42 protein-coding genes are annotated in these 23666 nt (G+C 66.6%); 41 read left to right on the top strand and 1 reads right to left on the bottom strand.

All coding sequences use genetic code 11. The annotated features are described in order from the left end of the window. The first annotated feature begins 193 nt into the window (after nt 1–193). From ACFFRH_RS37855 to ACFFRH_RS37790, 14 genes are all read left to right on the top strand, one after another. Complete coding sequence (locus ACFFRH_RS37855) at nt 194–1144, top strand: hypothetical protein (protein WP_344747720.1); 951 nt, start codon at nt 194–196, stop codon at nt 1142–1144. Beyond that, nucleotides 1141–1707, top strand: a complete 567-nt coding sequence (locus ACFFRH_RS37850) for an ATP-binding protein (RefSeq protein ID WP_344747719.1) — start codon at nt 1141–1143, stop codon at nt 1705–1707. Before ACFFRH_RS37855 ends, ACFFRH_RS37850 begins: the two co-directional genes overlap by 4 nt. Then, nucleotides 1704–3083 carry a replicative DNA helicase gene (locus tag ACFFRH_RS37845; protein WP_344747718.1) on the top strand — a complete coding sequence of 460 codons (1380 nt, stop codon included), beginning with the start codon at nt 1704–1706 and terminating at the stop codon, nt 3081–3083. The genes ACFFRH_RS37850 and ACFFRH_RS37845 overlap by 4 nt, the downstream gene beginning before the upstream one ends. A gap of 26 nt (nt 3084–3109) precedes the next feature. Beyond that, entirely contained in the window at nt 3110–3781 is a 672-nt protein-coding gene (locus ACFFRH_RS37840) for a PDDEXK family nuclease (protein WP_344747716.1), read from the top strand. An 81-nt stretch (nt 3782–3862) separates the two neighbouring features. After that, nucleotides 3863–4816: a DUF5131 family protein gene (locus tag ACFFRH_RS37835; RefSeq protein WP_344747715.1), complete on the top strand. Its 954-nt coding sequence runs from the start codon at nt 3863–3865 to the stop codon at nt 4814–4816. A gap of 321 nt (nt 4817–5137) precedes the next feature. Then, the gene (locus ACFFRH_RS37830; RefSeq protein ID WP_344747714.1) at nt 5138–5446 is read left to right on the top strand and encodes a hypothetical protein; all 309 of its coding nucleotides are present in this window, start codon (nt 5138–5140) and stop codon (nt 5444–5446) included. A gap of 25 nt (nt 5447–5471) precedes the next feature. Then, nucleotides 5472–6014 carry an ASCH domain-containing protein gene (locus ACFFRH_RS37825; protein ID WP_344747713.1) on the top strand — a complete coding sequence of 181 codons (543 nt, stop codon included), beginning with the start codon at nt 5472–5474 and terminating at the stop codon, nt 6012–6014. A 76-nt stretch (nt 6015–6090) separates the two neighbouring features. Further along, nucleotides 6091–6561 carry a hypothetical protein gene (locus ACFFRH_RS37820; protein WP_344747712.1) on the top strand — a complete coding sequence of 157 codons (471 nt, stop codon included), beginning with the start codon at nt 6091–6093 and terminating at the stop codon, nt 6559–6561. A gap of 65 nt (nt 6562–6626) precedes the next feature. Continuing rightward, on the top strand, nt 6627–7016 hold the full coding sequence (locus tag ACFFRH_RS37815; RefSeq protein ID WP_344747711.1) for a hypothetical protein: 390 nt from the start codon (nt 6627–6629) through the stop codon (nt 7014–7016). After that, nucleotides 7016–7408, top strand: a complete 393-nt coding sequence (locus ACFFRH_RS37810; RefSeq protein ID WP_344747710.1) for a DUF4326 domain-containing protein — start codon at nt 7016–7018, stop codon at nt 7406–7408. The genes ACFFRH_RS37815 and ACFFRH_RS37810 overlap by 1 nt, the downstream gene beginning before the upstream one ends. Next, nucleotides 7401–7778 (top strand): hypothetical protein, encoded by a 378-nt coding sequence (locus ACFFRH_RS37805; RefSeq protein WP_344747709.1) that lies wholly within the window; start codon nt 7401–7403, stop codon nt 7776–7778. The genes ACFFRH_RS37810 and ACFFRH_RS37805 overlap by 8 nt, the downstream gene beginning before the upstream one ends. Continuing rightward, on the top strand, nt 7771–8070 hold the full coding sequence (locus ACFFRH_RS37800) for a hypothetical protein (protein ID WP_344747708.1): 300 nt from the start codon (nt 7771–7773) through the stop codon (nt 8068–8070). The genes ACFFRH_RS37805 and ACFFRH_RS37800 overlap by 8 nt, the downstream gene beginning before the upstream one ends. After that, nucleotides 8063–8476, top strand: a complete 414-nt coding sequence (locus ACFFRH_RS37795) for a hypothetical protein (RefSeq protein WP_344747707.1) — start codon at nt 8063–8065, stop codon at nt 8474–8476. Before ACFFRH_RS37800 ends, ACFFRH_RS37795 begins: the two co-directional genes overlap by 8 nt. After that, nucleotides 8422–8697, top strand: coding sequence for a DUF6011 domain-containing protein (locus ACFFRH_RS37790; RefSeq protein ID WP_386162340.1), 276 nt, complete (start codon nt 8422–8424; stop codon nt 8695–8697). Before ACFFRH_RS37795 ends, ACFFRH_RS37790 begins: the two co-directional genes overlap by 55 nt. 4 nt (nt 8698–8701) lie before the next feature. On the opposite strand, the gene ACFFRH_RS37785 is transcribed toward ACFFRH_RS37790, so the two are convergent. Beyond that, complete coding sequence (locus tag ACFFRH_RS37785; protein WP_344747706.1) at nt 8702–8950, bottom strand: hypothetical protein; 249 nt, start codon at nt 8948–8950, stop codon at nt 8702–8704. 107 nt (nt 8951–9057) lie between these two features. Between ACFFRH_RS37785 and ACFFRH_RS37780 the strand changes: the two genes are divergently transcribed. The 27 genes from ACFFRH_RS37780 (at nt 9058) to ACFFRH_RS37650 (ending at nt 23661) form a co-directional block, all read left to right on the top strand. Next, complete coding sequence (locus tag ACFFRH_RS37780; RefSeq protein ID WP_344747705.1) at nt 9058–9429, top strand: hypothetical protein; 372 nt, start codon at nt 9058–9060, stop codon at nt 9427–9429. 84 nt (nt 9430–9513) lie between these two features. Beyond that, nucleotides 9514–10107 carry a hypothetical protein gene (locus ACFFRH_RS37775; protein WP_344747704.1) on the top strand — a complete coding sequence of 198 codons (594 nt, stop codon included), beginning with the start codon at nt 9514–9516 and terminating at the stop codon, nt 10105–10107. 100 nt (nt 10108–10207) lie between these two features. Beyond that, on the top strand, nt 10208–10426 hold the full coding sequence (locus ACFFRH_RS37770) for a hypothetical protein (protein WP_344747703.1): 219 nt from the start codon (nt 10208–10210) through the stop codon (nt 10424–10426). 62 nt (nt 10427–10488) lie between these two features. Next, nucleotides 10489–10899 (top strand): hypothetical protein, encoded by a 411-nt coding sequence (locus tag ACFFRH_RS37765; protein WP_344747702.1) that lies wholly within the window; start codon nt 10489–10491, stop codon nt 10897–10899. A 267-nt stretch (nt 10900–11166) separates the two neighbouring features. Continuing rightward, nucleotides 11167–11646 carry a hypothetical protein gene (locus ACFFRH_RS37760; protein ID WP_344747701.1) on the top strand — a complete coding sequence of 160 codons (480 nt, stop codon included), beginning with the start codon at nt 11167–11169 and terminating at the stop codon, nt 11644–11646. A gap of 96 nt (nt 11647–11742) precedes the next feature. Next, nucleotides 11743–11934: a hypothetical protein gene (locus ACFFRH_RS37755; protein ID WP_344747700.1), complete on the top strand. Its 192-nt coding sequence runs from the start codon at nt 11743–11745 to the stop codon at nt 11932–11934. Between the two features lie 198 nt (nt 11935–12132). Next, complete coding sequence (locus ACFFRH_RS37750; RefSeq protein WP_344747699.1) at nt 12133–12408, top strand: hypothetical protein; 276 nt, start codon at nt 12133–12135, stop codon at nt 12406–12408. A gap of 3 nt (nt 12409–12411) precedes the next feature. After that, on the top strand, nt 12412–12801 hold the full coding sequence (locus ACFFRH_RS37745; RefSeq protein ID WP_344747698.1) for a hypothetical protein: 390 nt from the start codon (nt 12412–12414) through the stop codon (nt 12799–12801). A gap of 3 nt (nt 12802–12804) precedes the next feature. Beyond that, nucleotides 12805–13113, top strand: a complete 309-nt coding sequence (locus tag ACFFRH_RS37740) for a hypothetical protein (protein ID WP_344747697.1) — start codon at nt 12805–12807, stop codon at nt 13111–13113. A gap of 71 nt (nt 13114–13184) precedes the next feature. Beyond that, on the top strand, nt 13185–13469 hold the full coding sequence (locus ACFFRH_RS37735; RefSeq protein WP_344747696.1) for a hypothetical protein: 285 nt from the start codon (nt 13185–13187) through the stop codon (nt 13467–13469). Then, nucleotides 13466–13684 carry a DUF2283 domain-containing protein gene (locus ACFFRH_RS37730; RefSeq protein ID WP_344747695.1) on the top strand — a complete coding sequence of 73 codons (219 nt, stop codon included), beginning with the start codon at nt 13466–13468 and terminating at the stop codon, nt 13682–13684. Before ACFFRH_RS37735 ends, ACFFRH_RS37730 begins: the two co-directional genes overlap by 4 nt. Before the next feature lie 2 nt (nt 13685–13686). Further along, entirely contained in the window at nt 13687–14352 is a 666-nt protein-coding gene (locus ACFFRH_RS37725) for a DUF6221 family protein (RefSeq protein WP_344747769.1), read from the top strand. Continuing rightward, on the top strand, nt 14349–14705 hold the full coding sequence (locus ACFFRH_RS37720) for a hypothetical protein (protein ID WP_344747694.1): 357 nt from the start codon (nt 14349–14351) through the stop codon (nt 14703–14705). The genes ACFFRH_RS37725 and ACFFRH_RS37720 overlap by 4 nt, the downstream gene beginning before the upstream one ends. Further along, a complete protein-coding gene (locus tag ACFFRH_RS37715; RefSeq protein WP_344747693.1) occupies nt 14702–15145 on the top strand; it encodes a hypothetical protein in 444 nt (147 codons plus the stop codon). The genes ACFFRH_RS37720 and ACFFRH_RS37715 overlap by 4 nt, the downstream gene beginning before the upstream one ends. A gap of 325 nt (nt 15146–15470) precedes the next feature. Next, nucleotides 15471–16310 carry a hypothetical protein gene (locus tag ACFFRH_RS37710; RefSeq protein WP_344747692.1) on the top strand — a complete coding sequence of 280 codons (840 nt, stop codon included), beginning with the start codon at nt 15471–15473 and terminating at the stop codon, nt 16308–16310. 38 nt (nt 16311–16348) lie between these two features. Then, a complete protein-coding gene (locus tag ACFFRH_RS37705; RefSeq protein WP_344747691.1) occupies nt 16349–16795 on the top strand; it encodes a hypothetical protein in 447 nt (148 codons plus the stop codon). Between the two features lie 88 nt (nt 16796–16883). Continuing rightward, nucleotides 16884–17132, top strand: coding sequence for a hypothetical protein (locus tag ACFFRH_RS37700; RefSeq protein ID WP_344747690.1), 249 nt, complete (start codon nt 16884–16886; stop codon nt 17130–17132). A 290-nt stretch (nt 17133–17422) separates the two neighbouring features. Next, nucleotides 17423–18073, top strand: a complete 651-nt coding sequence (locus tag ACFFRH_RS37695; RefSeq protein ID WP_344747689.1) for a hypothetical protein — start codon at nt 17423–17425, stop codon at nt 18071–18073. Beyond that, the gene (locus ACFFRH_RS37690; protein WP_344747688.1) at nt 18073–18345 is read left to right on the top strand and encodes a hypothetical protein; all 273 of its coding nucleotides are present in this window, start codon (nt 18073–18075) and stop codon (nt 18343–18345) included. The genes ACFFRH_RS37695 and ACFFRH_RS37690 overlap by 1 nt, the downstream gene beginning before the upstream one ends. 92 nt (nt 18346–18437) lie before the next feature. After that, entirely contained in the window at nt 18438–18674 is a 237-nt protein-coding gene (locus ACFFRH_RS37685) for a hypothetical protein (RefSeq protein ID WP_386162331.1), read from the top strand. Nucleotides 18675–18833: 159 nt separating this feature from the next. Next, nucleotides 18834–19556, top strand: a complete 723-nt coding sequence (locus tag ACFFRH_RS37680) for a GIY-YIG nuclease family protein (RefSeq protein ID WP_344747686.1) — start codon at nt 18834–18836, stop codon at nt 19554–19556. A gap of 192 nt (nt 19557–19748) precedes the next feature. Beyond that, nucleotides 19749–20732, top strand: coding sequence for a phage antirepressor KilAC domain-containing protein (locus tag ACFFRH_RS37675; protein WP_344747685.1), 984 nt, complete (start codon nt 19749–19751; stop codon nt 20730–20732). A 298-nt stretch (nt 20733–21030) separates the two neighbouring features. Next, nucleotides 21031–21243: a hypothetical protein gene (locus ACFFRH_RS37670; protein WP_386162329.1), complete on the top strand. Its 213-nt coding sequence runs from the start codon at nt 21031–21033 to the stop codon at nt 21241–21243. A gap of 30 nt (nt 21244–21273) precedes the next feature. Beyond that, a complete protein-coding gene (locus ACFFRH_RS37665; protein WP_344747683.1) occupies nt 21274–21612 on the top strand; it encodes a DUF6221 family protein in 339 nt (112 codons plus the stop codon). Continuing rightward, on the top strand, nt 21609–21818 hold the full coding sequence (locus tag ACFFRH_RS37660) for a hypothetical protein (protein WP_344747682.1): 210 nt from the start codon (nt 21609–21611) through the stop codon (nt 21816–21818). The genes ACFFRH_RS37665 and ACFFRH_RS37660 overlap by 4 nt, the downstream gene beginning before the upstream one ends. A gap of 431 nt (nt 21819–22249) precedes the next feature. Beyond that, nucleotides 22250–23143 carry a right-handed parallel beta-helix repeat-containing protein gene (locus ACFFRH_RS37655; protein ID WP_344747681.1) on the top strand — a complete coding sequence of 298 codons (894 nt, stop codon included), beginning with the start codon at nt 22250–22252 and terminating at the stop codon, nt 23141–23143. Nucleotides 23144–23202: 59 nt separating this feature from the next. Continuing rightward, complete coding sequence (locus ACFFRH_RS37650) at nt 23203–23661, top strand: hypothetical protein (RefSeq protein ID WP_386162325.1); 459 nt, start codon at nt 23203–23205, stop codon at nt 23659–23661. Nucleotides 23662–23666 lie beyond the last annotated feature (5 nt).

Genomic DNA, 23666 nt, shown 5'->3' with positions numbered 1-23666 from the left:
AGTGTGGCCAAACATTGCCCTCGAAGGTTAGGCCAACTTTCAGTAGAGGATTAGGCCAAATTTTGACGCTAGGATGGATTGAGCTGCACGCACGAAGGGGGGCGTTTGCAGTGCTCAGACGTGTACGAAGACAGGCCCCGACCTGCGAGGAGTGACCCAAACCAAGCCAACCATCAAGGGAGACCCCGACCAGGTGAACGACGACATCCTCGGCGGGCTGTACGACGGCACGTACCGGGCCAAGTGGCTGCGATCGGTCATCCGCTCTGTGCAGATCACGGACTCGGTTCGCGTGCTGCTGATGACCCTTGCGCTCCATATGGACGCGAGTGGGCGCGTGTCGGTCCCGAGAGGGGACCTCGCGGTGCTGCTGGGCCGGAACGAGCGGAAGGTGGGGGAGAAGGTGAAGGCGGCTTTGGAGTCTGGGTTCCTCGTGCAGGTTGCGCGCGGGCAGAAGCACCAGACCGCTGTCTACCGCGCCGCGATCAACGGCCAGCCGCTCAGCATGTCCCCCGAGGGCCCTACTGAGAACTCCGCCCTCAGCATGCCCCCCGTGGGTCCGGCTGAGGATTCTCAGGGGGCCGATTTCAAGCACCCTGAGCCAAATTCTCAGGGTGCTAGCAATCGGCCCCCTGAGACTCAGGAGGCCGATCTCAGCATGCCCCCCGTGGGACACGCTGAGGATTCTCAGCAGGCCCCCCGGGGGGCATCCCAGTCTTTTATAGGGGTTGATGTTGTTGAAGAAGTTGATCTTTCTGGTGACTCTCTCTTTGACGTAACTCCCGCCGCTCCGCAGCGGGCGAGCGAGCCAGCCGAGAAGAAGTCCCGACGCAAGCCCGAGACCGCCATCGCTGAGGACTTCTCAGTCACCGCCGACATGCGGGCCAAAGCCATCGAGAAGGGCTACACGGTCGATCTCGACCGGCAGACCATCCGGTTCATCAACCACGCCCTCCAGAACGATCGCCGCTGCCGCGACTGGGTCGCTGCCTGGCGCAACTGGATCGACAGGGCGCAAGAAGACCACGACAAGGCCGCCAACCGCCCGCACCGAGGCGGTTCCGCCGGCAACGGCTCCGGATCGCAGGTGCCGCCCCGCGGCCAACGACAGAACCCTTTCCGAAGCAAGAGGGAGAGCGCGTGAACTCCGACGACGAAAACAACATCGCTGAATGGCGCGCCGAGCGGCTCCGCCAGCGTGTCGCAGACTTCCAGGCCCGTCGGCCGATCCTGCTGCGCGACGCCGGGCAGCTCAACGACGAGGTCGCCGAGTGGGGCAGCCGCCTGTTCGACAACACCGCCCGCATGCTCGTCATCACGGGTGATACCGGCACCGCGAAGACCTGGAACGTGTGGGAGGTCCTGGAGCGGGCCATCAAGGTCGGCTACGCGGGCGAGATCATGTTCCTCACGTCCGCCGAGTGGCAGGACATCATCGGCCCGCCCCGAGACCTGGAGCGGTTGCGGAAGATGCGCACCGTCAACGTCCTGGTGGTGGACGACCTCGGCTCGTTCCGGATCAACGACTGGCAGCGCGATCTGCTCGGGCCGGTGATCGACGAGCGGTGGAACAACGGTCTCCCCACCGCGATCACGTCGAACATGGATGACTTCGATGCGGCGCTGGGTGAGCGGCTGACCTCCCGTCTCGGTGACGGTGCGATCGTGGCCATGCTCGAAGGCGCAGATCTGCGGGCGGGCCGATGAGCATCCTGGACGACGGCCTCGACTTCGACGGGTGGGCTCCCAGTGACGCCATCGTGGCCGCTGAGATCGCCGTGGCCGGCGCCGCGATCCAGTCGCAGAACGCGCTCACCGAAGCAATGGACCTGGTCGAGCCTGGCGACTTCTTCAGCGCAGCCAAGGACGTGTTCGCCGCCGCGATCTCACTCCTGCAAGAGCGCAAGCCGATCGAGCCGACCGCAGTCCTCGGCGAGTTGCAGGCCCGCGGCGCCTTGGAGCGGGTTGGTGGCGCCTCCTACCTGAGCAGGTTGCTGGAGCACGCCGCCGTACATGGCTCGATCTCCTACCACGCGCGCCGTGTCGCCGACGATGGGCTTCGCCGCCGGATCAGCACGGCGTTGCAGCAGGGCAGGCGGATCACTGAAAGCCACGGGTGGGACGCCGGAGCGGACATCGACATGATCCGCAAGCTCCTCGACGAGGCAGCCGTCCGCCGCATCGGCGACCGCCCGCGTGACGTCGCCCAGGACATGATCGAACTTCTCAACGACCTGGAGAACCCGCCCGCGAAGGTGCCCGGCGTCATCCCGCCGTTCCTGGATCTCGCATCCCTGATCACGTCGTTCCAGCCCGGCCAACTTGCCGTGATCGCAGGCCGCCCCTCCATGGGGAAAAGCGTTCTGGCCTCGGACATCGCTCGCGCCGCGGCCATCCGCGACGGACACTCCACCCTCTTCTTCTCGGTCGAGATGTCTCGGCGTGAAGTGCTTCAGCGCATGTCGTCAGCTCAGGCGAAGGTGCCGCTGCACGCGATCCGCGCCTACGACATCACCCCCGAGGACCTGGCGAAGGTGTCGCAGGCCGCGGGCGCGATCTCTGGCGCTCCGCTCATCGTGGACGAGTCACGCCCCTGCACGCTGGATCACGTCCGCTCCCAAATGCGGTGGCTGTCTCGATCCGGCCCGATCGGCATCGTGATCATCGACTACCTGCAGATCATGACCGCGCCGAAAATGCCCATCCGAGAGCAGGAGATCGCGACTCTCACACGAGAGTTGAAGCTCCTCGCCGGAGAGTTCAACACTCCGGTCATCGCTCTGTCGCAGCTCAACCGGGAATCGGAGAAGCGCACCGACAAGCGGCCTCTCGCTTCCGACCTCCGCGAAAGCGGAGCGATCGAGCAGGACGCAGACATCGTGATCCTCGTTCACCGCGACGACTTCTACGAGCCCCAGTCGCCCCGAGCGGGCGAGGCCGACCTGATCGTGGCCAAGAACCGTAACGGCCCGAAGGCCACGGTCACGGTGGCGTCGCAATTGCACTTCGCCCGTTTCTCGGACATGGCCGCCACCTATCAGCAGGCGCCTACGGGCCGCCCGAACCTCCACGCAGTGAAGTGACCCTCTCCCCTCAGAAAGGCACGCAAGTGACGACCATCGCCCCCATCGAAACCGAGTACGCCGGCCACCGGTTCCGCTCGCGCCTCGAAGCCCGCTGGTGCGTGTTCTTCAACTCGCTGGGCATCCGCTGGGAGTACGAGCCGCAGGGGTATGAGATCGGCCCGGAAGGCTCCCGCCGCCGCTACCTGCCGGACTTCTACTTGCCGACACTCGGCACGTGGGTTGAGGTCAAGGGCGACCCGATGCACCTGGACCTGCAGCTCCTCGGCGACGCCGTCCACCCCAAGACCGGCCTCGGCCGGCCGAACCCGTACTACGAGACGACCGTGCTGATCCTCGGCCCGATCCCCGAGCCCGGCTCAGCGCACCTGCATTGGATGGTGTCCCAGCAGGGCTACGCCCCCTGTGACCAGTTCTGTGCATGCGCTGACGTGCAGTACTCGCAGGTCGCGTTCCTCGCCGCACCGAAGTACATCACCCCGGACATGGGCGGCACTGAGCTGCTGCAGGACTGGGAGCTGGCGGCCCTGCCGGACCTCGGCGCGGTGATCTACCAGTCGGGCCGTAGCCGGTTGAAGCCGCAGATCGCGGACCTGACGAGGTCGCAGGAGACGGGCATAGTGCCGATCTCCCGCCGAGTCGATGAGGCGTACACCGCGGCCCGCCGGGCTCGCTTCGAGCATGGCGAGTCTCCGTGATCGGGGTGCTCGCGGAGTTGCTGTCTCGTCCCGGACCGCCCGACCGGCCCACGCAAGATCAAATTCTCAAGGAGTCTTCTGATGGCTGACACGAAAATCGAATGGGCCACCCACGTGTGGAACCCCACCACCGGATGCGACCGCGTCTCCGCTGGCTGCGACAACTGCTACGCCCTCACGATGGCCAAGCGCCTCAAGGGCATGGGTGCCGAGAAGTACCAGCGCGACGGCGACCCGAAGACGTCCGGTCCCGGTTTCGGAGTGTCCGAGCACCGCGGCACGCTGAACGAGCCGTTCGGCTGGCGCAAGCCGCGCCGCGTATTCGTGAACTCGATGAGCGACTTGTTCCACGAGTCGGTGTCGGAGAGCTTCATCGCCCAGGTGTTCGCCACGATGGCCTCAACTCCGCAGCACACGTACATGATCCTGACGAAGCGGCACGCCCGCATGCGGTCCCTGCTGCGCAAGTGGGCGCCGATCACGGGCGCCCCGCCGTGGGTGCACACCGGGCCCTGGCCGCTCCCGAACGTGTGGCTCGGCGTCTCCGTCGAGGACCAGCGGTGGGCCGATGTCCGCGTCCCGGCCCTGTTGGAGACGCCGGCCGCGGTGCGGTTCCTGTCCTGCGAGCCGCTTCTCGGGCCGGTGGACCTGCGCAACCTGGCTCGCGGTGGAGCGCTCGTCGACTGCTTGGGCGGTGACGTCAAGTCAGCCAGCGATGGCGTGGTGTACACCGGGGCCCCGAGCGTCATCGACTGGGTGATCGTCGGCGGTGAGTCCGGTCCTGGCGCCCGGCCGATGCATCCCGCGTGGGCGCGCTCCCTGCGTGACCAGTGCGTGACCGCTGGGGTCGCCTTCCACTTCAAGCAGTGGGGCGCCTACCGGTGGATCGCTGGCTCCCGTTGGAATGCCGAGACCGCATGCTGGGAGGACCACGGCTCCATCCCTGAGCGGGTCTCCAAGAAGCTCTCCGGCCGCGAGCTCGATGGCCGCACCTGGGACGAGTTCCCAGCGGCTCAGTCGGCGGTGTCGGCGTGATGGCCTCAAAGGACTGCGATCAAGCGTGGGGCGACTGCCGTCTCGGCATGGACTGGCCGCACCTGTGTGACCTGACCGAGGAGCACGACGACCACCGGTGCGCGTGTGGCGCGTATGCCCCGCCCGCCCCGTCTGTCTCAGCGGCTCCGGGAGAGCCCCCAGCAACGCCGTAGGCGGGCGCACAGGGCTCACGAGTCCACGGCTTCCGACTCCACAACTCAACGCTTCTGAGCGGATCTGAGCGCTTCTTTGGGCTCATGATCTGGAACTCACTAACGAATCAAGATCCATTCATCGAACTCCAGAACGGAAAACACGCCAATGACCAGCCCCGATGGCCTCCGCAACCAGATCCGTAAGGCCGTCATCCACGCCGAGTGCGAGCAACCCCAGAAGTGCCCCGACTGCATCACCGACTCGGTGCTCGCCGTCGTGTCCGCCGACGTGGTCCGTTCAGCCCGCGCCGCCGCCGACTGCGGGAAGGCCACCGCGAGTCTCATCGACCTGTTCCACGCCGCTCTCCGCGCCCACCACACCCACGGCGCTGACGCTGCGGTGAAGGTCCTCCTCGACCACGGGGACCAGGTGCCGGAGTTCCTCGACGGCCTCGACCTGCCCGCCCCCGCGTAGCCCCTGACTCCCCGAAAGGCTCGCCATGATCACCCCGATCAAAGCCCTGTCAATCAAGCAGCCGTGGGCGTGGGCCATCTCCCGCCGCGCGGTCACCTACGCCGGGAAGGACGTCGAGAACCGGACCTGGACCACCGAGTACCGGGGCCTGCTCGCGATCCACGCCAGCCTCACCTGGGACCGTGCCGGAGGCGACAGCGACATGATCTGGACGGCGTGGGGGGAGTACATCCGCACCACGCCGGATCGCCGCACTGCGAGCACCACCCTGGATCGTCGCGGCGCCGAGTTCCCCACCGGGGCGATCGTCGCGGTCGCTGACCTTGACCAGATCCACCACTCCGCCTCCTGCGTCCGCCCCGCGTACCTCGGCGAGATCCACCCGTTCGGCCCGTACAAGTGCTCCCCGTGGGCTGTTGGCGGCGATGGCGGTATGTACCACTGGCGGCTCGCCAACGTGCGTCTCCTCGCCGAGCCGGTCGCCTGCACTGGGCGGCTCAGCCTGTGGAACCTCCCTGATGACGTGCGGGACGCCGTGGTCGAGCAGCTCGCCGCCACCGCCCGCTGACCCCGCCTCCTGTCCTGTCCGGTGTCTTGCCGGACAGGCACCAGCCCCGCAACAAGATCACGAAGGAGAGCCGATCATGGGCCAGTCAACGAACGCAGTCCTCGCCTACGGCTACGACCTCGGCCGCGACGAAGACTGGAAAATGCTGGAAATCGACGAGGACGGCGTGCCGACGCCGTCCTGGTACGACGACGACAACGACGAGGACGACTTCGTCGAGCAGGCGAAGAATCACCTCCTCGCAAATGCGGGTTTCGCCGAGGCCGACTGGGACGCCGAGGACTGGTCCGAGCGACACGATGCGGCAACAGCCCGCGTCGATGTCGAGTTCAAGACGTACTGCCACGGCGAATACCCGATGTACGTCCTCGCAACGAAGGCCATCACGGTCCGCCGGGGCTACAGCAAGGTGCTCGACCTTGCAGCGCTGGCCGCTGATCCGATCGAGCACGGCTGGGACGACAAGCTAACCGCCGCGCTGACGGTGCTGGGCATCACGCCAAAGCAGGAGAAGCCCGGCTGGGTCCTGTGCTCGTACTGGGGCTGACCTCTTCCTACCACCCTTCCTCCCCGCTCTTCGTGTCTGGGCGGGGCACCCCGAAAGGACCCGCGATGATCCGAGAGACCCGCTTTCTCATCTCCCGCCGCCCCTACGCCGTCGACCTGACCAGCCTGCGCGGCGGCCTGCGCGAAACCCCCAGAGGATCGTCCTACCGGGGCCGTATCGGCGCCGTGTGGTTCCGCCGCCGCAAGGGCGTGACGGTCGCCTGCATCGGCACCCTCTGGGACTTCCAGGACACCGCACCGACCAGTGCGGTGGAGTTCCTGGAGCGTCACACCGATGGCCGGTACGGCGGCGACTGCGACGGCCGGTGGGACGGCGAACGCTACTGGGGTGCGCAGGAACCGGCCGTGATCGAGCAGCATCTCGCCTTGCTGCGGCCGATGCTCGCCAACTACCCGAACATCCCCGATGGGTTCGACGGGTGGTGGAAGTTCTGATGTCCGCTGAGCGGCCGAAGCGCATCAGGCGCGAGCGCACCCGAGGCTGGCGAATGCCTGAGGGCGCAACCTACGTGGGCCGCGGAACGAAGTGGGGCAACCCCTTCAAAATCCGCGAGAAGATCACCCGCGACTCCGACCTGTGGCCCTACATCGCGAGCACCGTGCCCGGCGGCGCCCACGGCCTTACCGCGCTGTCCATCTTCACCGCCGAGCAGGCATCAGCCCTCTACCAGGACTGGCTGATCGAGCAACCCCACCTGATGCTCAACCTCGACGAGCTCGCCGGCCGAGACCTGGCGTGTTGGTGTCCGCTCCCGGAGCCGGGCGAGCCGGACCACTGCCACGCCGCGGTGCTCCTGGCCTTCAACGAGGAGATGGCCGATGCCTGAGATCCCTGAGCCTGAGGTTCGCGTCACCCGCTACGAGGTTTCGTGTCTGCCTGAGGATGACCTCAACGCCCCTGCTTACACGCTGGCTGTCGAGTCTCGGGGAGGCGGCGAATGGGTCGTCAAGTCCAGCGGCGCCTGCCTGAACGCCGACGGCGTCAAGTCGTGGGGCCATCACTGGGAGGACGGACGTGAACCCGTCACCGATGAAGAGTTCGCCGCCCACGAGGTGAGCCGTCAAGCGTGGCTGGCCGCGCACCGCTTCGACGAGGAGACCGCCCTCGCCGTCGCCCGCAAGTTCGCTCCGACGATGACGTGCATGGGCCACACGGTTGCTGACGCTCTCCGAGACCGGGAGACGCCCGATGCCTGACCTCCCACCGGAAGCCCCCGAGCCGGAGTTCCCGACCCGTCAAGCTCTCGCTGACGCCGCTGACGGTGTGGGAGTGGCATCCCTCGTCCAAGACGGCTACACCGCAGATCACCTGCCCGCCGACGACACGGAACTCCGAGATGCGTGGGCGGAGTTGGAGAGCGCCGTACACGCCTTAGAGGCTGCGTCTCAGCGGTTGAATGCGCTGCTCCCGGAGTCTTTCCAAACGAAGCACTGGCGCGAGTACACCGCGAGAACCGCTCCTGACGCCGAGGAGAAGCCCAATGCCTGACGACCTCCGCCAGCGGTACGCCAACGCCCTGAGCCGCAGCATGTCGCCGCAGACGGGATTCGCCGAGCACGTAGACGCCATCCTCGCCGTCCGAGACGAGGAACTGGAGACCGCCCGCGCCGCCGTCCTTGAGTACGAGAACACGATCACTTGGTTCACGACCTGCAAAGGGTGCGCGGCGACGCTGGACTCCGCCTACGCCGAGACCGTACGCGCCGAGAAGGCCGAGGAAGCACTGAACGGCGCGCAGGAAGCGCTCGCCCGTGTCACCGCTCTGGCCCGCAGCTTGGCCGCCACCAACCCTGAGATGGCCGACCTGATCGCGGAGACAATCGTGAACATGCCGGGGGAGTGTGCACCTGGCGCCGCTCTCGCGCTCCTCGACCCGCCGCCGGAGCCCCGGTGACGCTGTTCGCCCCTGAGGAGGGCACGCCCCGCGCTGTGCGGTGTAGGGCGTGCCCGAAGACCCTCACTGATCCGGCGTCGATCGCCCGAGGGTACGGGCCGTGCTGCGCAAAGAAACGCGGCCTGTTGCCGGAGCCACGCCGCCGGGGTCCGTCGTTTCGCCCTCGGGCCGGCGGATCCGTCGACGGGCAGGGCGACCTCCTCGACGAGGGGGAGGAGTGAAGGGCTACTCCTCGGGTTGCTTGCGGGGACGTCCACCTTTGCGGGCTCGTCGTTCGGCCAGTTCGGCGTCTCCTTGGGCGAGCGCTTCGAGGTCCTGCTCGTCGCCGTGTTTCTCGATGTCGTCGCGGATGAGCGCGAGCAGTCGGGCGGTCCGATTCGTTCCGAGTCGGTCCGTGACCCGTTTGTACGTGTTCCACCAGACGAGAGGGAGGCGGAATCGCTGCTGGTGGGTGTGGTCGCTGTCGGTGGTCATGGGAGCCCTTTCGTGGTCCCTCAGAGTTTCGCACAAAAAACCTTGTACCCCTAGAGTTAATTCTGATACTGTGAACCCACAAGGTTAAATGAACGAAGGGGAACGAAATGCTCGCCAAGCTCATCGCCGACACCCGCCCCTGCACTGGCGTCATCACCCCCACGGACGCTGACCCGATCGCGCTCGCCCTGCGCGCCGAGAACGCGCTGAGCGACCTCCTCACCGCCCTCCAGGGCGACGAAGACGGCACCCCGGACGTCGACCTCGCGTTCCTGCTGTCGCGCTTGGAGAACATCGTGGGCCGCGCCGCCGACGTCGCCGAGCAGGCGTGCGACACGCTGGAGAACGTCGACGGCGACTCGTTCGTGGCCGCTCGCGAGCGTGCAGCCGCCGCTCTGCCGAACCTGCGGAGCAGCGCCGCTCACTTCGAAGCTGCGGCCGGTCACGCCGAGGACGGGCAGGACGAACTCGCCGCCTGACCGGTTGATCTGTGTGCCGCTCCAGGGCCCGGAGCGGCTTGCAGACCACCCGACCAGACCCGCCCCGAACGATCGGAGAACACCATGAAGGCCAAGGACATCCAGCCGGGAACCGTCTACGCCCACCAGCGGGGCCGGAGCGAGTACGCCAGCCTGCGAGCGGTCGTCTTCCTCGCCCCCGCCGACTCCGACCACCTGTACAGCACCACCCGCCACCACCGGCGGGGCGGATCCCCTGCCTTCCTGAAGGCGACGTGTCCCAGCGCGAAGCCGAAGCGCGGCCAGGGTTACTCCGCATCCGACATCGGTTACCCGATCGCGACCGGCCCCGCCGACAAGCTGGCCAAGGTCACCCTCGCCGACTTCGAGGCAGCCACGTCCACGCACCACGGTGACGGCGTCGAGTTCGAGGTCCTCACTTCCCTGACCTCGGTGGTCGGCCCCTTCGAGGAGGTTTACGCCGAGCATGAGAAGCGGATACAGGACGCCTTGGACGCTCACGAGCAGGCGCGAGAGCGCAAGCAGGCCCACTCTGCCAGCCTTGACGCCCAGCAGAAACGACTCCAGAAGCTTGGCGTCAGCTCGACCCAGTCCAGCGTCCTTACCGGCCCGGACATGCTCGCGATATCGGCTGACGACATGGACAAGCTGCTCGCCCTCCTGGAGAGCACCCCCTGACCGGTTGGTTTGTCTGAGGCTCCGTTCGGGGCGGAGCAGCGGGCAAACCAACCGACCAGACCGACCTTCCTCACCCGCCTGAACGAACCGGAGAACCGCAATGACCACCTCCACCGCCCGCCCTGTCCCCGCCGAGGAGACCCAGGACGGCTTCGGCTTGCAGCGCGTCCACGTCTGCGACCCGGAGACCGGCAAACCCCTCCGCCGCCTCACCTACCCCGGCACGGTGGACCAGGCGCGGGCCGCCGCCCGCTTGCAGACCATGCACGACACCCACCCCGACTACCTGGCCACGTTGGCGATCCTGCGCGGCGAGTAGACGACCTCTGGCCCGGGGGAGAACCCCCGGGCCACCCCCTCCCCGGAAAGGAGCACCCCCTGATGCACAGGTTGGAGCGAGAAGCCGACCGCATGTCGCGCTTCCGGCAGGGCGCGGTGTACGTCCAGATCAGCGGGGCGATCACGTCGTTGATCACGTGGTTCACGACACACGAACCGCGTTTACTCGGAGCGGCAACGGCAGCGCTGGCCGGTGCTGCTGTTGCCCGGCTCGGTGCCCGCCGATGGGCGGCACGCGCCCGCTGGTACGCCGAGACGGAGCACTGGGCAGCGAACATCGAAGACGCCCCGACGGTGCGCCTGTTTCCCGGCTTCGAGAAGTGGTTCAACCGGCAGATTCAGACCTGGCCCGGCGTGCTCAGACTGCTCGCGGTGCCGTTCGCGGTGCTGGTGTTCGTGCTGGTGTTCCGCGACCAAGTGAGCGCATGGGCTGGGCCGTTCATCACGAAGTGACGCTCACCCCCACCTGACCCGCCCTACCCCCAGAGGAGAACACCGACATGAGCGCCTTGACCGAAGCCAGCGACGAGCGGGTGGCCCGCGCCGCCGAAGGTCACTTCGTTCTGTGCTGCTGCTCTTGGTGCTGGGAGCTGGAGCGTCGTAACAACCTCAAGCAGTAGCGCCCGGCTCTCTCTTCCGGCATCTCTGGTCGGACACGCCCCGGAAGCGAGAGAGAGCACTCAGACCAGACCCCCAACACCACGACCCGTAGGAGAGACCATGAAGGTGCGCCTCATCATCACCGGCGAGTACGACATCACCGACGACCCCGCCCAGCGCCAGCAGATCTACGGCGCCACCGACCCCTTCGAGTGCGCCAAGGTCGACGCGGAGAACTCGGCAGAGGACCTGCTCTCGCTCGCCGACCGGGTCCTCAGATGCGAGGTCCACCCGGCGCTGTCCGCCGAGGACGGGGAGAGCGACCCCGCCAAGCTCAACGACGCCGCCCTGACCTTCGCCATGGGCATCCACGACGACGACTGCCCGTGCGCCTACTGCGCGGAGTGGCAGAAGCGCCGCGCGATCCGGGACGACGAGCGCCGCCAGGTTGCCGAGGAGATGATCGCCGAGATCAAGCGCGTCATCGGCGGCTACCCCGAGAACGCAGCGGTCCGCCCGAAGTCCGAGCGGGGCAGGTTCCTGAATGACGTCGACTGGGCCATCGACATCGTCCGCCGCATCGGCCACGTCGCCCCGTAGCGCCCGGCTCTCTCTTTCGACGCCCATGGTCGGACAGCCTCAGACGCAAGAGAGAGCGCCCAGACCGCCCCCACCGATCCGCAAGGAGAAGCCAGCATGAACCAGCGTCCCGTCCGAGTCGAGATCGCCCCGCCTTTCGCCAGTGCCCCTGGAGAGCCGACTCTGGACTTCATGGCGCCCACCACTCCGGGACACGCTGCTGGCATGACGATCAGCCAGCAGACGGCGCGGGAGCTCATCCTCAAGTTGCAGTCGGCTCTCGACATGATCGACGAGATGACGCCCTGACCTGCTCAGCCCTTCTCCCGCTTCGGGCGGGCTCCGCGTTCGTGGCGCGGGAAGGGCACCAACCCCACCCCCTGACTCGATCGGAGCCCGCCGTGCACCTGATCCCCCGTAGCCCCCGCCAGTTCGTCTCCGCGTTCTTCGCTGGGCTCGCCGAACTCCGCCGCCTCACCCGCCCCTGACCCCCTGAGGAGACCCCCGATGACCGACCCTCGCCTCCCTGATGTGCTTCTTACCCGAGGCCACCGCAGCGAGCACACCACCGCCGCCATGAACCTCCGGCGCGCCCTGACCGAGGTTCAGCGACTCACCGACGTCCTCGCCGCCGCACTCGACACCGACCCGGCTACGGCGATGCTCAGCGGAGACGGACGCGCCCTGGTCCACTACGCCGGGGAGGCCGCGTCTTTCGCTGCCGAGTTGGAGATGGCGAACCGGCTCGCGTTCCTGCTCCCCACCACCACCGAGGAGGACTGACCCATGCCATACACGTCTCACGGGCACTGGTACGGCCCCGGCACTCCCACCCTGCCCACCCCTCAGTACAGGGCCCGCTGCGGCGGCACACGCATGTGCCCCGTCTGCTCCAGGGAAGCTGGACCGATCTCACGCCCAAAGGCAGAAGCTCCTGCCCCGGCCGCTCGGATCGAGTACGCCTGCCGCTTCACCGCCTGGACCAACACGGACGGCATCGAGAAGCAGGTCGTCAAGTACGACTTCACCGGCACCGGCGACCCCGGGCTGAGTGAGGCTCGCCGCATGGTGGCGGACACGCGGGTGTGGCAGCCCCGCCAGAACCTTCCCGTGGACGCCGTGGTGGTGTCCCGCCCTGTCCCCGAGTGGACGATCGTAAACGACGAGGAGAACTGAGCCGTGTCGAACCTGACGACCCGCATCGCCCTGCGAGACCAGTTCCTCACGCACCTGCGTGAACTCTCCCAGCACCGAGACGAACGCCCCGACATCGTGGACACCTCGTACGGCCCTGAGCCCGCGTTCGTCCTCTGGGAGGCGGAGCAAATGCTCGATCTCGTCAACCGCATCCGCGCCGAAGCCGAGCGTCCGCCCGCGACGCTGGAGGAGGTGCTCCGCATTGAACGCGGCGCCTCTGGACACTCGGACTACAGACACAAGTACGCGCTGCGGTGCGCGTTCCTGGTGCTCGGAGAAAACCGCCCCTGACGTCGTTGTCGGCCCGCCTCCTACGGGCCGGCACGGGCACACTGGATTCGACCCGACCGAGGAGGCAGTGAATGCCCGTGATGACGCTCGACGACCTCCGCGCCCGCTGCGTCGCTGCTCTCGAAGAAGAGAGCGGAGGGCTCAGCCTCACCCGGGAGCAGGCGGTGGACGTCTTCCTGGACGTCGCCGCCCCCACGCTGGCGGCGATCGACCGCGTCCGGGACCTCCACCACGTCCACTGGTGCCACATCGACGGGCACGCCCTGGACCGCACACCCACCCCGTGCGTCAACGACGGGGTGTGCTCCTGCGGCAAGACCGGATGCCCGACCATCGCCGCCTTGGAGGCGATATGAGCTCGATCGAGATTCCCGCCACCTTCGCCTACGACCCGGAGGCCGGCGCCGCGTACGTGGCGCTTACCTCGATCCCGCTTGGTGGAGTAGCTGAGACGATCGAGATCCTCGCGATGGTGAACGCTGACCTCGACGAGGACGGGCGCCTCCTCGGAGTCGAGATTGTAGGAGCTTTGCCCGGAACCATCGCCACCCCCGAGGAGAACCCCCAGTGAAGATGATCGTCACTCTCAGGTCCGGTACACAGATCAGTGTCCAGGTCGATGAGTACAAGATCGGCCGTAACTCGTTCGGCGGGCTGACCGCTCTGGATTGGGCCGGAACCGTTGAGGCAGACTCCCGGCTGAGGTACCTCGACCTCGACGAAGTAGCGGCTGTTCACACCGAATGGGAGCCGGGCGACAATGACGAAGAGCCTGCCCAAGCTGCGGATCCTGCAGAGCAGGAAGAAACGGGCGAGAAGCTGAGCGCGCTGCTACGCGCCCGCCTTGACGAAGATGAACGTAAGGCGAAGAAGGCCGCCCAGAAATTCTTTGATGACGCAGTCGATGGCGCGTTCGTTGGCGGCCCATCACCCGAGGACGTTGAACACCTCGTCCATCACGACCCCGCCCGTGTGCTCCGCGAGGTCGAAGCCAAGCGGCGCATCCTGGACGAGCACGCCCCTTACTGGCGAAACGTGGAATGGCCGCACGACCAAAACGGCAAGGGGCAGGCGTTGTGCTGCCGTCGTTGCCAGAACGCCGCGTTCACCGAGTGGCACCCGCCTACTGGGCAAGCAGGTGTACTCCCTGAGGGCTTCGTCGCCCCGTACGTCCTCGCGCCCTGCACCACGCTCCGCCTTCTCGCTGAGGGGTACGGCATCACTGAGGAGGAGACGTGAGGGCCGAAGAGATCGCCGCTGCCGCAGCCGAGGCCATCGCGCACGGGCTGCGTTTCGCCCCCGAAGCAGCCCGCAGCCTCGAAGCCGCCACCTCGCCCGCTCCCTGCGAGGACCAGTTCACGTGGTCTGCGGCGGAGCAGGAGACGCCTTTCGGTGACGCGATCGGCGATGTCGTCGCAGAGGCGCGGCGGTGGATCCTCGCAGAGGTGGAACGGCAGGGACTCGTTCCGGTCGAGCCGCCCCACGTGGTCATGCCGCCCGCCCAGAGCGACGACTCCCTCATGTACGGGGACAGCTTGAGCGTGAAGATGGTCGTGTGGGCGCGACCGCCAGACCAGCAGGAGGACGCGTGAGCGCTGACCTTGATCCCACAGCCCGGATCGTGGCTGCCACCTTGCGGGTCATCGCAGGCCAGTACGAAGGCAACCCCATCAGCGATGACCTCCGAGGGATCGCCCAACAGGTTGAGATCGACTGGGACGGCGCGTGCTGCCCGCTCTGCCAAGAGGTCACCTGCGACGACGGATGTCCCCTCGAAGCGGTTCGCGCTGCCCTGGCCGAAGGCGTGGCCTCTGAGCGTTCGGGGGAGCGGTGGACGTCGGTGTTCTTCCGCTACCAGCGCGAGTTCGAAGAGACCCACGCCTCGCTCGAAGACGCGCTCGCCTTCCTGTACGACGGCTGGTGCACCGCTGAACGCTCCCCGGTCGCGGTCAAGGGGCCGGATGGGCAGATCGTCATGGACGCCGACCAGATCATCGTCGACCGCCAAAATCGGGCACCGAAGGAATCATGACCCTCTGCCCGCCTGAGACAATGGGGCGCATTGTGGTCGAGTCTCCGCTGTCTCTCGTCGTCTCTCACCCGCGCCTGCCCATTGAGGTCCACTGGGGTCCGCGCTCAGGTGAGGCGTACCTGATCGCGATGGCCGCACGGATGGACCGCCGAGACCTCGCCGACGCCGGGCGGTGGCTTCTGGAGCAAAGCGGGGAAGATCTCAGCCCCGCCGAGCGCTAGCAACGGCAACGGCCCTCCGCGCCCACGGAGGACCGCCCGCCAACATCGCCAGCCCCACCATCACCACGAGGCTTTCCCAAGAGTACGACCAAGGGGAGGCCATCATGCCCGCGTGGATTCACTCCGACCCGAACGCCGACGACGGCCACTGGAACGACGACGGCCTCCGCGAATGCGCCCGCGCCGGCCGATGCTCAGACCCGCGCATCGAGACCGCCAACGGTAAAACGGTCCGCCTCCCTGCTCTCACACCGCGGGCGTTCTGTGACTCAGACCGCGGCGTCATCGCCAAAGACCTCAACGACCTGCCCATGTTGTTCGTGCGCGTCCACATGGAGCTCGGAGGATCCCAACAGGCCACAGGCGGCCCGGTCGTGTCCGTCTCCAAGAGCGCCCCGGTCCCTGTGTCGCTCCAAGCTGACGAACTCATCCGGCTGCTCCTGTCGACGCTCGTCTCATGGGAAGAACGGGTTCGTCGCGTCGCCCGCTTGTCGGACTTGGACACCACCACCTCACGCCGACGCCGTGACGGAGCCATCCTCACGCAGGCGTACACGATCCTCGCCGCCCACCTCGACGCACTCCTCGCCCTGGAAGCGGAGCCGATGATGCGCGACGGGGAACTCGTCGAACTCGGCGGAGCAGACGCCGGCCTGGATGTGCTCAACCTCGCGTGGCGGTGCCGAGCGTTCCTCACTGAAACCACCAAAGGCGCCCGCCACCTGGAGGGCATCCCCTGCTACTGCGGGTTCTGTGAGCTGTACGAGATCCTCGAAGACGGCCAGTTCGTCGGCGCGAAGTGCCGCCAGTGTGGGCAGGACTACAACGCCGAGACGTACAGGGAGTTGACGGACGAGCAGTCCGCGGTCGTGAAGAAGTCCGGCGCCCGCCGCCGTACGGTCACGGCCTCGGCTAAGGATGATCTGCTGTCTCGGCGGGCATGAGAAGAGAGTCCCCACCCCCCACTTCGAAGTGAGAGATGATGGGCAACGTCGTCCTTGGTGGAGTGCTCGCTGTTCTCGCTGGCATTGTCGGTCACTTCGTCGCCCACCTGCTGCAGAGCAAACGTGATCAACGCGCCCGACAGGTCGAGCAGCGCAGCGCGGCCCACCTGGCATTCGCCCGAGCGGTTAAGGAACTCCGCGAGGCTGTCGAGGACTCCGACTACACGCGGGAGCCTCCTTCGGCTTACGACCATCGTGTGTTCGGCGAACTGCCCATACTGCTCATGACCATTGAAATGTTCGCCTTACCTGCCACTTTCCGAGCGGCGGAAACCGTCATGGATCGCCTCAAAGAGTGGGTGCGCACGGACGGCAAGGCGGACTCCGCTCCCGTGTCTGCTGCGTTCGACGCCTACATGGGGCAAGTCCGCAAGGAGCTGGGGTTGAACGATCCGGCGCGCCGAAATTGGCGTTCTGCCCGTTGACCTGTTATAAACGGCATTGATCGTGGAATTGCCAGCCCTCGGACACCTCAGGTGCCGGGGGCTTTTTGCATGTTCGGGGGTGGTCCACGTGGACAGGCCCGAGCGCATCACGATCGCTGACGCCGCGGCCCGGCTGCGTAAGCCGGAGTCCACCGTCCGCGTGTGGGCGTCTCGCCACCATGCCCGCAAGCTCCTCAAGCGAGGCAAGACCGCCTGGTACGACTGGCGTGACCTCGCCACCATCGCCCGGCAGCTCCACCTCGGCGAGCCGGTGCCGGCCACCCCGGAAGAGCGTGACGAGATCCGCTCCGCGGTTCGTGCCGGCGCAGCGGCCTAGAAACCCTTAGACATTCCGAGATGCGCCCCTCTGGCGAGGGCGCTGGCTCCGTGCGCGCTTCCCCGTGGCGCATGTCGAGCCTTGGTGGCGGTCTGGTTCCGGCGCGAGGCGCCAGACCGCCACCCCCAAGACGCACACCCTTCCTGGCGGGTGGGTGTGCCGCGCGACGCCGAACGTGGAGTCCCCCGACGAACACTGTTCGCCGCGCACCGTGGTCCGGCTCTCCTGTGCGGGGGGTCGCGGAGAAGAGCCGGGCCACAACCTCCCCCTCCAACCCCCTGGAGACCACCATGAAGGTCTACCTAGCTACCAGCGGATACCCCGGCGAGTACGGCTACCAGCTACTCCACGCCTTCGAGAACATGACGGACGCCGAGGCGTACGAACTCGCAGACAACGTTCTAGAGATGGACGTCCACCAAGGACCGGTTGAAGTGCGGCACCGCTACGTCGTGGCATGGGTCAAGGACCACAACCAGTCGCCGACCCTTCAGACCTACCCAGCCAGCTTCGATGATCGTCCTGACGAGGACGACACCTCCGGCTTCATGGTGCGGTTCAAGACATGGGACAAAGACCGGGCGAAGGCCAAGCACGATGAGCAGTTCGCGGCGTTCGTCGCGGAGCGGGAACGGCGCGCGGCTGAGGCTTGCGCACCCACGGGCCGATTCGATGTGCAGGTCTGGTACGAGCAGAACGACGGCACCGCCGTCCTGCGTACGCCGATGCACACCACGAAGGAGCACTTCGAGGTGCCGCGCGACCGCATCACCGATCAGGCGGGGCTCCCTCGCGGGGAGACGATCCACGGCAGGTGGTTCAGCGTGCAGACCTGCACGTTCACTGAGATGGACGGGTTCGTCGTGTGCACCGACCCAAACGTGGGCGCTCTCGCTACCGAGGAGACCTACGCGACCTTCGCCAAGCGGGTGATGAGCTGATGCGCATCCAGATCCTTCCCCTGCCCTCCGTCGTCGTCGGCGATGACGTCCAAGAGCCGTTCGCGCTCGTCATCGACCAGGCCGAGGACGACATCCACAAGGAGTTGCTGGGCGAGTTCGCCCGGCAGTGCGGCGCGAAGACGTTCGTCATCGTCCCTCAGACGGTTGAGGTCGTAGACCGGTATGCCGAGCCCGCCAAGCATGCGGCGGATGTGGCGGCTGAAAGCCTTCAGGCGCTCACCGAAGGCTGGCCTCGTTTGGACCCGTCGTGAGGTGGTTCCGCCGTCACCGGGGAAGCCAGACCCGCGACCTCGCGCCAGTCGTTCACATCTCCTCCTTCCCGGAAGGCGTAGACCCCGCCAAGGTGGCGCGAGTCTTCAGCTACGCCCTTGGCAGCAGGCGCCCACCCGAGCGGAGGACCGCCCGGCAGGTCATCGCCAGCACGCTCGCCCAAAACCCCGACATCGCTGCACAACCCGACTACCTCCAAACCCTCGTGGACTACATCCTGCTCGACCTCGACGAGGCAGGACTGGAGATCGTCGCCCGCGAGGGCGGCGAGGTGTTGCAGACCAGCCGAGACCGCCCAGACGGATGGTAGCGGGCAGCGACCCGCCCCCAAGAACCTCCGCGAAAGCGGATCAACGCTGCCGTGATGGCAGCGCCCACAACCCCCGTAATCACCCTGCGGCTTGATCACCGCAGGTAGAGCGCCCCGAGTCTCCAGGCTCGGGGCGTTCGCATTTCCTGGAGAACGCACATGGAATGGAAGTGCCGCAACTACATCAGCCACAGCAAGGCGCTCATCGACTTCTCGGGCACAGAGCCCAAGATCATAGGTTGCTTGGAATGCGACTGGCGCGAAGTGCGGGGAGATGCCGATGGCTGGAACCGTGAAGAGCGGTGCGTAGTCGCCCTCGCCAGTCGGCCAGGACGCTGCGACAACCTTGCCGTGATCGGGGGACATTGCTGGCGCCACCGCCAGGGCACACTCTCTGATCAGACGCTTTACCAGCACTTCCGGGCATGGCCTGAAGACCTTCCGCAGTTGTACCGCCTCCTTTTGGAGCAGGCGTTGAGAACTGCAGGAATCGCATACAGCGACCGCGACCTGGTCGAACAGATGATCGCCCGAGGGAACGAGATCCGGGTGACCCCGGAACGAGGCGCGTCCCTGGTCTACTTCGTGGAACGCGAAGGGCTCATCAAGATAGGCACGACGACCAACCTTGCCAACCGCCTGAAGTCGATCAGCAAGGGGTCGAGCATGCCAGCCGGAATGACGGTTGGCCCCGTCGAGCTGCTAGCCACCGAACCCGGTGGGCGTGCTGTTGAAGGTCGCTTGCATGGCAGGTTTCGCAAGACGCGCATCCACGGCACGGAGTGGTTCCGCCCATCGAAGGCGCTGCGGAACTACATCGATGACCTGGCTAGGTTCCAGAAGAACCCCGATCACTTCCTCCGCCGAGTGAGCGTGGCCTAAGACTGTGTAGGTTGCACAGCGACTCACCATTCACTTGAGCAGAGTGTCCACATATTCCCCTTCCGGGCGCCCTTTTTGCGCGCACGCCAATAACACATCTGGGACAATTGGGAAGCGAGTTCTTCAAATGAAGAACCCCGGCGAGTGCTCGACACACTCCCGGGGACGGCCGATCTACTGAGGAGATCGACAATGGACAACGGTACTTCCTTTGGTCCTGAAGGTGACAACCGGGGCTCGGATCTGGAGTTCCAGTTCTTCGACGGCCCGCCCCTCTGGGATGTCGCCCACTTCGATGGGCACCCTGTTCTGACCGCCACCGTCAACGGCACCACCTACGTGGAGTCGGTCGGGCTGTGTGGCGTCCTGCTCCACTCCAACCCCCGCAAGGCAGTCGCCGACTGGACGACCCCGGCGCAGCGGATCACGCTCAACGTGCGCGAAGCGGGTTCCGTCCTTCCCGGTTACGGAACCTCCCGCGCTGGCGGCAACCCGAACCGCACCTTCCTCACCCGCGAAGGCGCGAACCGACTCCTCATGAAGAGCAAGGCTCCCGGGGCCAACCGAGTCCACGAATGGCTCGCCGACGACGTCATGCCCAGCATCGACGACAAGGGAAGCTACACCGCCCCGGGGAAGGTGGCTGCTCCCGGCGCGTTCATCCCCGACCTGACGAACATGGACCCCACGGTCCTCGCACTGATCGCCCAGCTTGGGCAGGCGGTCACCGCCGCGAGTCAGGACGCGTTGGAGCAGCGGAAGCGCAACGCCGAGTTGGAGCCCGCCGCCGCGCTCGCTGAGACCTACGCCGGGGCTGGCGGCGTGGTGACGGTCCGGACCTTCGCCCGCAACGTGCAGCAGTGGGCGCAGCCTCGCGGGATCAAGGTGTTGCAGGATCAGGTCTTCGACTTCCTCGGCTACATCGGGATGATCATCCGGGCGAACACGTCGGAGAAGGGGCAGGCCACCGCGCACGCTCTCAAGGTCGGATGGTGCGAGAACAACACCAAGGACTACGAGACCAAGACGCGCGGCATGCTGCTGACGACGTACGCCCGCCTGACGCAGAAGGGCGTGGATCACGCGTGGAAGCGGGTCTATGCGGCACTCGGTGAGCACGGCACGCTGGACCTCGCGGTGATCAACCCGCCTCGTCCGCGCCGCTCCATCGAGTAGCCCACGACAGCGTGTACCCCGGGCGTGATCTTGCGGATGCCCACAAGATCACGTTGCCGGGTCCGGCAAGATCACAGAACTTCGGCCCGACCCTACAGGTCCACAACTTGCGCGGTCGGGCCGAGCACTACCCGGGCGGGCGGTCTTTTCGGCCAACTTATCCAGGAGAAGGCCTTCGCTGGAGGCGCGCCCGCCTGGCACCACCTCCTCAACCCCCACGGAGAGCCGCGTGCCTCGCTTCCGTAAGCGCCCCGTAGAGATCGAAGCCCTCCAGTGGACGGGCGACAACCTCTGCCAAATGATCGAGTTCACAGAGAACGCGTTCTTTCCGATCGCGCCCAAAGACCGGGGCACCAACCCTGACGCGACCGCTGAAGTGTTCGATCGGGTACGCAACGCGTGGGTGCCCGTCTACTCCGGCCAGTGGGTGGTCAAGGGTGTGAAGCGCGGCACGCGCGGGTTCTACCCGATCTCGGCCGACGACCTCGCTGATATCTACGACCCCGCCTGACCTCCTTCCCGTCCCCCAGGGAGCACGCCCATGACCACCGAGCACCCGATCGCCGTGTTCCTCCGCGCCCGCCAGGACGAGGCTGCCGCTGAGGCTCAGGAGACTCTCGACCGCAACGCTGCTGCCCGCGCCCGCCGTATGGGCTCCACGCTGTGGGACGAGGAAGACGCCCGCGCCCGCCAGGATCTCCGCGATATCGAGTCCAAGCGGCGCATCCTCAATGACGTGCTGCCTGAGATCGAGTACATGGAAAGCGTGATCGAAGGCGAGTGGGGACGCTGTATCCCTGTCGCTGACCGACTTCTGAAGGTCCTCGCGCGCCCGGCCTCCGATCACGACGACTTCGACCCGGCATGGAGCACCGAGTGACCGCCGAGAACCCGATCGCGGAGTTCTTCGGCGTATGGCTGGCGATGCTCGCGGCGGGCCTGCTGTGGGCGGTTGTCGTCGGCTGGCCGCTGGCCCGCCTGGACTTGCCCACGTGGGCATTCAACGCGCTGTTCCTGGTGTTGGTGATCCTCCCGTTCGGGGGAGTGACGGGCATCGTATGGCAGACGTTGGGGTGGTGGCCGTGAGCCCGTGGCGAGATGACGTCGGCGAGATCCTCGATTGGTCTGAAGAGATGGCCCGCCGCCCATGGACTCCCGCTCCGGCCGACGTCATCCCCGAGCGCTCATGGGTGTGGAGGCACGGCGCCGCTGAGCGCCCGACTTCGGACTTCGTCCCGCCATGGAGCACCGACTGACCCGCGCCATCAAATGACCGTCAAATAACTTTCCGCAGGCTAGAGCACTGAACGCCGCTCGCCCGCAGTTACTCATCAAATAAGCCGCACCCCTGAAGGGCCGTCCATCCGGGCGGCCCTTTCGCATGCCTGAACCTCGGAGATCTCTCGTTGAACCGTAAGCCTGTTCGTCTGCTGGCTGCCGCCGCCCTCATGCTGGGGTTGGCTCCGTGGGCTGGTGTGGCCCGCGCGGACACTGTGTGCCCGTCTGCGACGGTGACGGTGGCGACGCCTGGGCAGCTCGCCGCCGCGCTGGCTGGTGCGCAGCCGGGCGACGTGATCAGCGTCGAGGACGGCACGTACGACGGAAACTGGGCCGCGAGCACCCCGGGTACGGCCGAGGCGCCGATCTGGTTGTGCGGCGGCCTGGGAGCGCAGCTCACGAACGACGGCCACCAGGGCTCCTACGCGCTCCACTTGGACGGCGCCTCGTACTGGCATCTGTACGGCTTCACGGCGACCTGGGCCCAAAAGGGCGTGGTGGTCGACGACTCCCACCACGTCACCATCGAGGGCCTCACCGTCTATGACCTCGGCGACGAGGGCATCCACCTGAGGTCGAACACCACCGACTCGACCGTGATTGGAAACGAGATCTTCTCCACCGGGCACCGCCGCGACAAGTTCGGCGAGGGCGTCTACATCGGCTCCGCGCAAGCCAACTGGAGCGCGTTGACGGGCGGACAACCCGACCGCAGCGATCGCAACACCGTGATCGGCAACGTCATCCACAGCACTACGGCCGAGCCGATCGACGTCAAAGAGGGCACCACGAACGGCCTGGTCGCCGACAACCAGCTCGACGCCGCCTCGCTCACCGAGGACGGCGGCGACTCCTGCGCCGACATCAAGGGCAACGACTGGCTGATCTCCGGCAACACCTGCACCGGCTCGACCTACGACGGCTACCAGACGCACCGCAACAAGCTGACGAAACTCGGCCTGGGCGACTGGGGTTTCCGCGCTGAGTTCACTGGCAACACCGCGACCCTCGCGCCCGGTGCGACCGGGCTGGGGTTCCGCATCCATGACGCCGCCTACGTCTCCGCGATCGTGCGATGCAACAACACCGTCGTCGGCGGGACTGGGTTCGCCAACGTCCCCTGCACTCCCTGACCTACCTGCTCATTCCTGGGGCCACGCGGCCCTCAACTCTTACAGAGGAGGCCGCGGCCATGGCCGACGGTGTTTTCAATCTGGCTCTGGGCCGCATCGCCTACTACGGCTCTCTGCCTGCCACGAACGACGCTCTGATCGTCGTCCTGCTCAAGTCGTCCGGCCTCGAAGCCGACGCGACTCTGCGCGACCATGACACCCTGTCGGCGCTGCTGGCCTCGACGAATGACGAGTGCGACGCCACAAGCTACACCCGTAAGACGCTGAGTGGCGTCACGGTGACGGTGGACGACACGAACAACCGCGTCGACATCGACGCCGATGACTTCTCCTACACCAGCCTCGGCGGCGCCTCCAACAACACGCTCGCCAAGCTCATCATCGCCTACGATCCGGACACGACCGGCGGGGACGACACCACGATCATCCCGCTGACGTTCCACGACATCACCCTCACCACGGACGGCAACCCGGTCAACGCGACCATCCCGACCGGCGGATTCGCCCGCGCCTCGTAACACTC

The organism is Streptosporangium vulgare, from assembly GCF_042428775.1.
Classification (GTDB): Bacteria; Actinomycetota; Actinomycetes; order Streptosporangiales; family Streptosporangiaceae; genus Streptosporangium; species Streptosporangium vulgare.
This window is presented reverse-complemented; position numbering and strand designations above follow the sequence as displayed.